This is a genomic window from Endozoicomonas numazuensis, from assembly GCF_000722635.1.
GTDB classification, from domain to species: Bacteria; Pseudomonadota; Gammaproteobacteria; order Pseudomonadales; family Endozoicomonadaceae; genus Endozoicomonas_A; species Endozoicomonas_A numazuensis.
In genome coordinates this window covers 1-6940 of record NZ_JOKH01000003.1, presented here as the reverse complement: position 1 = coordinate 6940, position 6940 = coordinate 1, and the positions used below count along the sequence as shown (strand labels likewise).

6 protein-coding genes are annotated in these 6940 nt (G+C 48.2%); 2 read left to right on the top strand and 4 right to left on the bottom strand.

Going from position 1 to position 6940, the window contains the following annotated elements:
- Window positions 1-2641: excinuclease ABC subunit UvrA (gene uvrA, locus GZ78_RS12905; RefSeq protein ID WP_034836778.1), on the top strand; the 2641-nt coding region annotated here is incomplete at its 5' end.
- Between the two features lie 307 nt (window positions 2642-2948).
- Here uvrA and GZ78_RS12900 read toward each other — a convergent pair.
- The 3 genes from GZ78_RS12900 to GZ78_RS30665 all read right to left on the bottom strand — a co-directional run bounded on the left by GZ78_RS12900 (window position 2949) and on the right by GZ78_RS30665 (window position 4435).
- Window positions 2949-3809: a hypothetical protein gene (locus tag GZ78_RS12900; protein WP_034836775.1), complete on the bottom strand. Its 861-nt coding sequence runs from the start codon at window positions 3807-3809 to the stop codon at window positions 2949-2951.
- Between the two features lie 118 nt (window positions 3810-3927).
- Window positions 3928-4197 carry a hypothetical protein gene (locus GZ78_RS12895; RefSeq protein WP_152558704.1) on the bottom strand — a complete coding sequence of 90 codons (270 nt, stop codon included), beginning with the start codon at window positions 4195-4197 and terminating at the stop codon, window positions 3928-3930.
- Window positions 4198-4309: 112 nt separating this feature from the next.
- Window positions 4310-4435, bottom strand: a complete 126-nt coding sequence (locus GZ78_RS30665) for a hypothetical protein (protein WP_269078766.1) — start codon at window positions 4433-4435, stop codon at window positions 4310-4312.
- Between the two features lie 228 nt (window positions 4436-4663).
- Here GZ78_RS30665 and GZ78_RS12890 point away from each other — a divergent pair, with 228 nt between their 5' ends.
- Window positions 4664-5107: a bactofilin family protein gene (locus tag GZ78_RS12890; RefSeq protein ID WP_034836769.1), complete on the top strand. Its 444-nt coding sequence runs from the start codon at window positions 4664-4666 to the stop codon at window positions 5105-5107.
- 54 nt (window positions 5108-5161) lie between these two features.
- On the opposite strand, the gene GZ78_RS27465 is transcribed toward GZ78_RS12890, so the two are convergent.
- Window positions 5162-6664 carry a DUF1302 family protein gene (locus GZ78_RS27465; RefSeq protein WP_081869840.1) on the bottom strand — a complete coding sequence of 501 codons (1503 nt, stop codon included), beginning with the start codon at window positions 6662-6664 and terminating at the stop codon, window positions 5162-5164.
- Window positions 6665-6940: the final 276 nt, after the last annotated feature.

Sequence of the window (6940 nt, the reverse complement as noted above, 5' to 3'; positions counted from 1 at the left end):
GAGACAATTTCTATCCATGATGGAAAAGCCGGATGTCGATCACATAGAAGGTTTATCACCCGCTATATCAATAGAGCAGAAATCCACCAGCCATAACCCTCGTTCTACCGTCGGTACCATCACTGAAATATACGACTACCTGCGACTGCTGTTTGCCAGAACCGGCACGCCCCGATGCCCCAAGCACCATTTAACTCTTGAAGCCCAGACTGTCAGTCAGATGGTGGATCAGGTGCTCGCTCTGCCTGAAGGCACCAAACTGATGCTGTTAGCGCCTGTGGTCAGAGACAGAAAAGGTGAGCACCTTCATGTTTTCAGTGAGCTGAGAGCCCAGGGTTTTATCCGGGCCCGTATAAATGGCATTGTTACTGACCTGGACACCCCGCCGGAACTGGACAAGAAAAAGAAACACACCATTGAAGTGGTAGTCGACCGATTCAAGGTAAGAGAAGACCTGCAGTTACGTCTGGCTGAATCGTTTGAAACTGCTCTGGAATTGACCGACGGCCTGGCAGCCATCAGCTTTATGGAAGGAGAGCAGGAAGATATTGTTTATTCTGCCCGGTTTGCCTGCCCGTCCTGTGGGTACAGTATCAATGAACTGGAACCTCGCATGTTCTCGTTCAACAACCCGGCCGGAGCCTGCCCTACCTGTGACGGTCTGGGTGTAAAACAGTTTTTTGATGAAGGCCGTATTGTTCAACATCCGGAATTAACCCTGGCAGAAGGTGCTATTCGAGGCTGGGATCGCAGAAGTGTCTATTACTTCCATCTTCTGAAATCGCTGGCAGCTCATTTCGGATTTGATATTGATACCGCTTTTGATGATCTGACTGCCGAACAACAGAACATTATTCTTCATGGCTCTGGTGAAGAAGCTATTGATTTCAGCTACGTCAACGACCGGGGCGACGTTTATAAAAAACGCCATTGCTTTGAAGGAATTATCCCCAACTTTGAGCGTCGTTTCCGTGAAACGGAATCCCAGTCTGTTCGGGAAGAACTCTCCAAATACCTGAGTACCCAGCACTGTCCAAGCTGTAAAGGCACGCGTCTTCGTCAGGAATCCCGGCATGTCTTTATTCAGGATGAAGCGCTTCCTGATCTGGTAAAGCTACCGGTAGAACGTGCACTGTCTTATTTCGAACAGCTCAGCCTGCCCGGTCAGAAAGGAGAGATCGCCGAGAAAATCCTGAAAGAAATATGCGACCGTCTGAGCTTTCTGGTTAACGTAGGACTCAACTACCTTACTCTGGATCGCAGTGCTGATACTCTCTCAGGAGGTGAAGCTCAGCGTATTCGATTGGCCAGTCAGATTGGTGCAGGCTTAGTGGGCGTTATGTACATTCTGGATGAGCCCAGCATTGGTCTTCATCAGAGAGATAACGAGCGGTTGCTGAGCACACTCACCCGACTTCGCGATCTGGGTAACACGGTCATTGTCGTTGAGCATGACGAAGATGCTATTCGAATGGCTGACCACGTGATTGATATCGGCCCTGGTGCAGGTGTTCACGGTGGGGAAATTATTGCCCAGGGCACCCCTGCCCAGGTCATGGATAACGAAAAGTCCGTGACTGGCCAATACCTCACCGGGGCCAGAAAGATAGCAGTGCCTGAGCAACGCACGCCTGTGGATAACAAAAAGCTACTGAAACTCAGTGGTTGCACCGGCAACAACCTGAAGAATGTTAATTTGGAAATCCCTGTAGGTCTGATGACTTGCGTGACCGGGGTTTCTGGCTCAGGTAAATCAACCCTGATTAACAGCACTCTGTACCCGATTGCAGCCCACGCTTTGAACGGTGCTACCACTTTAACGGCTTCAAAACATAAAAAGATCAGTGGACTGGATCACTTCGACAAATGCATTGATATTGACCAGAGCCCTATTGGTCGTACGCCAAGATCGAACCCTGCCACTTACACCGGTATTTTCACCGCCATTCGTGAACTGTTTGCCGGTACCCAGGAAGCTCGCTCCCGTGGTTATAAACCAGGTCGTTTCAGTTTCAACGTAAAAGGTGGACGCTGCGAAGCCTGTCAGGGCGATGGCGTCATTAAGGTAGAAATGCACTTCCTGCCGGATATTTATGTGCCCTGTGACGTCTGCAAGGGAAAGCGTTATAACCGTGAAACCCTGGACGTAAAATACAAAGGCAAGAGTATCCATGAAGTCCTGGAAATGACCGTTGAGGAAGCCCTGGAGTACTTTGAACCTATTCCTGCCGTTAAGCGAAAACTACAAACCTTAATGGATGTTGGCTTGTCATATATTCATCTGGGACAGAACGCTACCACTCTCTCAGGAGGTGAAGCTCAACGGGTGAAACTGGCCAAAGAGCTCTCCAAACGGGATACGGGCAAAACGCTGTACATTCTTGATGAACCCACAACCGGTCTGCACTTTCACGATATTGAACAGTTACTGGTAGTTCTCCACCGACTCAGGGATCACGGCAATACGGTGGTCGTTATTGAGCATAATCTGGATGTCATCAAAACCGCAGACTGGATCGTTGACCTGGGACCCGAAGGAGGTGACGGTGGTGGCCAGATTATTGCCGAAGGGACACCAGAAACCGTGGCTGAAAGTGACGCTTCCCATACAGGCCATTTCCTTAAACCTATGCTGGCGTAACAGCAGACAACTTTCCTGGCTCTGCAATACAGGCAGAGCCAGGCTGATTCCTGATGAGCTAGTACACATGCACATCCCGTCCATCCTGAGCCTGTCGAAAGATGCTGCCAATACGCTTCGACAAACTCTGTGCGAACGGTATGATGCAGAACGCCAGCCTCCTAGGAGGCTGACCTAGAATAGACAGCCCGGCCTAAAATCCAGAAAGAACGGCCATCTTTTCCACTGAATTTGCTTAAATAGGTCAACTATTCGCACAAATTCAGTGAAAAAGCTGACTCGTTCTACTGAATTTTATGCTCGGACGCTATTCTCGGTCAGCCTCCTGGACCGTTGGATTTCTGATCGCAGAGAAATTTACAGCAAGATCTTCCAGCAGATCATAAACCGGTTGATTGTCTTCCGTGTAATAAGTGACCGTTGACGTCACACCCGAGTGGCTGGTTGAAACACATTGAAGGTAATGAGTCACCCGGATTCGCAAATTCACTTCTTCCGTAAAATCACCACTGGGGGTTCTGTAAACCGCCTGAGAGGCCAGTGGCAAATTACTGATGGCGGAGCCATCATTGTTGGTGACTGCACTCAAAGTGTCGTATTCAAAAAATTCGGTGGCAGAAGGCTTGATAACGATACTGTCAGGGCCTGTGTATAAGCCCTTCGGTGTACTGCTCAGGTTATAGTCATGATTCACTTCATCGTCTGCAGAATTGTTAGCTACAGTAAAATCTGCAACCGTTTGGGAACTACTGCTGGAAGTACTGTTGGAGACACCAATGGATAATTTTGGTGCGCCATCACTGGCCGTCACCCCTGCTGTCACTCCCAGGGTCTCACTGGTTGAAAAAGTGGTGCCGCTGGTTGTGGTGCTGGGGTAATCCTGTTCCAACACCGGATTATTGCCAAATCCGTCTACACCGATATAAATATTGACCTTCTCGGTATACCAGCCTCGGTGAGTATCGGTGTCGTATACCATATCGCCGGTATGACTGGCTGCTACCGTACTATTGAGAAGGGAAATCGTCAGGAACTTACTGTCGATGCCGTCAAAGCATTCCAGCGTGACTGAAAGCTGCAGGGTAATTTCCGGTTCTTGCCCATCAAAGCGGTCATCTGTCCCTTTCAGGGAGAACGTGTAAAGTTGGGTGTTTGAATCTCCGCTCATATCGCCTTCCTTGCGTTATAGTCTCTATCTACCATGATCGGTTTCTGGCTGTATATCTATAGAAGCCTTTCAAATCAGGGCCACACCCTTTTCTTCCTGATGCCTCATCCTGATAACGTTAGGGGGATAAAAGATTCGCAGGCAGTTCAATCTCTCCAGTGGTCAGCAGATACTCGAGAAACACTCGAGCGGCCTGGGGCGTCAATACCAATCTTGTGTATGCCTGTTGTGGATAAGTCAAACTGTCGAGCAAAGAGGCTGCGTTATCCAGAAGACCAACAAGATAAACGCGATATTGATGTTCAAACGCTAATGCCTCCGAAAGATGAAGCTGTTTAGAATGATCCAGTATCTCCTGCTGCAAGTGATGTTTCAGTTGAAGCCTCATCTGCACTTCCATGAAATCAGCTACGGGAAAAGTCGTGTCATTGATATAAAAATGCCGCAATGTACTAAGAGCAGTGTTACTCCGAAAGGCGTCAGATAACCCGTTTCTTACCTCAAAGGCCTGCCTCATCTCTCTCCAATTGACCAAAACGCTCAGAATTATTCACCAGCCAGCTCATCAGGAACTCTCGCGTCAGCTCAGTCTCATAATCCAGAATATGAAGTCTGGTATTAGTCAAGGAATGCCTGCCCTGCAATGCCTATAGAATCACCATTGTCACAATGCTCATGCTGAAGCTCTCATTACTGGCGTTTACACATTGAAGCTAACCGCCCAATGAAGGATGATTCCCTCCTTGAAAAATTGCCTTGAAAAAGGGTCTGCTCTACGGTTTCAAACAACAGAGCGTCAGCCGCTTTTTCTTTCGCTATAGGCATTTCGGGTCAAGCACTTTAAGGAGTTCACCATGTGGGGCAAGAACAGCTCAGAAGACAACCCGTTGAGTGGAAACAGAAACGATGACACGATCACTTTAATTGCTGCAGGCACTGAAGTTGAAGGAGACATCCGCTTTCGGGGCATCGTCCATGTTGAGGGTAAGATCAAAGGTAATGTCAGCTCCAATGATGGTAAGTTGCAACTAATTGCCGGCAGCAGCGTAGATGGCAATATTCAGGCTGCCCATGTAGTAATCAACGGTCGTGTAATGGGTGATGTTTACGCCACTGAAAAGCTGGAACTGTCAGCCAAGGCTCATGTTGAAGGTAATGTATACTACGACGTGATGGAGATGGTGGCTGGCGCTGCAATCAATGGCAAGATGGAGCACATGCACAAAAGCGGCGAACTACTGCCAAGCCACACAGTTGAAGAGAAAGAAACTGACATCAAACAGTTAGAGTCTGCCTGATCTACCCAGAGGAAAGAGATCACTCTTTCCTCTTTTCACTCTATCTCAACAGTCTTACCGACCTGCTCTTCGCAGAGATGAAGGCGTAAAGTCCCGACTTCTGGCCGTACGAGAAAAATCGATGGGCTTTGGCTCTTCATTCATCAGCCAATCAACAAAATAACGCCGTACAATCAGGTCGTAGAGCGTACCCAATGAATACCAGCTCATCATCGGTTGACTGAAGAACGCCATATGTCCCTCACCTACCCGCCATAAATCACCCCGTTCATCATAGTGATCAACATGAGCAATCTGCCAGGTATCTTCATCGACATAAAAGACACGTTTTGCATAAATATGACGCTCACCTTCTTTCAGGGCTGCTTCAACAACCCATACTCTGTGAAGCTCATAGCGAGCATACTCCTGATTAATATGCCCTTTTTTAATGATGTCTGAATACTTCAGATCACGAGAAGCTACCTGGTTGGCATTGTAGGGAATCAACATCTCCTTTTTGCCCAACAGTTTCATGTTGTAGCGATCCGGAGCACCATTGAACCTATCTATATTGTCTGACGTCCGCATTCCTTCAGAAGCAAAAGCCGGCCCATCATAGGCAATAGTTGGAGCTCTTCTCACTCGTCGCTGCCCAGCAGCAGCGACACCACCAAAATATGGAACACGACTATGGTAATTCAAATAATAAAAACCAAACTCTGTGTCATTCAGTTCAGGTGAGAAGTAACGGAAAGCCAGACCATACTGTCCTGAATCACTGGCCTCTTTATCCCCGATTCTTCTCATAAAGCGATTCTGGGCCAATGCTTGCTCATCAGAGAATGCAAAACCCGACAGTGTCAATTTGTCACAACCTGTCGCAACCACATCACTACCGGCAAAGAAGATGCCGCAACCATCAACAACGGCCTTCTCCCACTTGAGCTGGTAGAAGGCCTCCATGGTCAGGTTCTCAGTCAGGCTGAAGTTGCCATAAACCATATTGACCGGACGCAGACCTTCCTTGACTTCAGCCCCCGGGCGACAGAAAGCATTCAGGTCCACGGGGTTAATACTGTTTATCCCGTCCCGGATAAATGTACTTTCACCCCAACTGACAACCTGTCGTCCCAGGCGCAGGTCCATCAACACATCGCCCAGTTCAAAATCTCCATAAACATAAGCATCAAGAATTTCTGCTCCTGAGAATTTCGCTGGATCATCAAAGCGACCATCATCCAGTTGCTTATCTTTACGGGTGTTGCCATAACCGGTAGCCACATGACCATGATTAACGTCACCGTCTTTCAGACGACGGTCATACCAGTACTTACCCCGGACAAATGCACCGTAATTCCTGTAGTTAAGACTCAGCTCATGAATACCTTTGAAGATCTTTGAAAAAGTGTCGCCTTTATTAAAGTTCAAACGACCATCGTCCATGGTACTGCTGAATGCCTGGCCACCGTTTCCTCTGGCAACCAAACTATTGTCAGCTTTTTCTGTGCTCCAACTGGCACCAATAGAGAGTTGGGAGGTCAGCCTTCCCTCTCCTCTATTTCTCCGGAAGTGAATTCAATCACCTGGGCGGTTGCTGACAGGCGACTGCCCAGCACCAGGCAACAGGAAAAGAGAGGGGGTCTTCTTCTTTGCATCAATCTGGCTCTTATTCTTTATATTAACGAACGATCACTCGTTGACATCCTCCCCCAGCTAGGTCGCTGGGGGATTCCTATTACTAGGCGGCTACTCTCTTACGATTTCGCCGTGGTTCCTGTTTCTCAGAGGACTCCAACGAACCCTCTCCACAGGCTGACAAGCTGTGACCCAGCTCCCAAATACTTAATACAT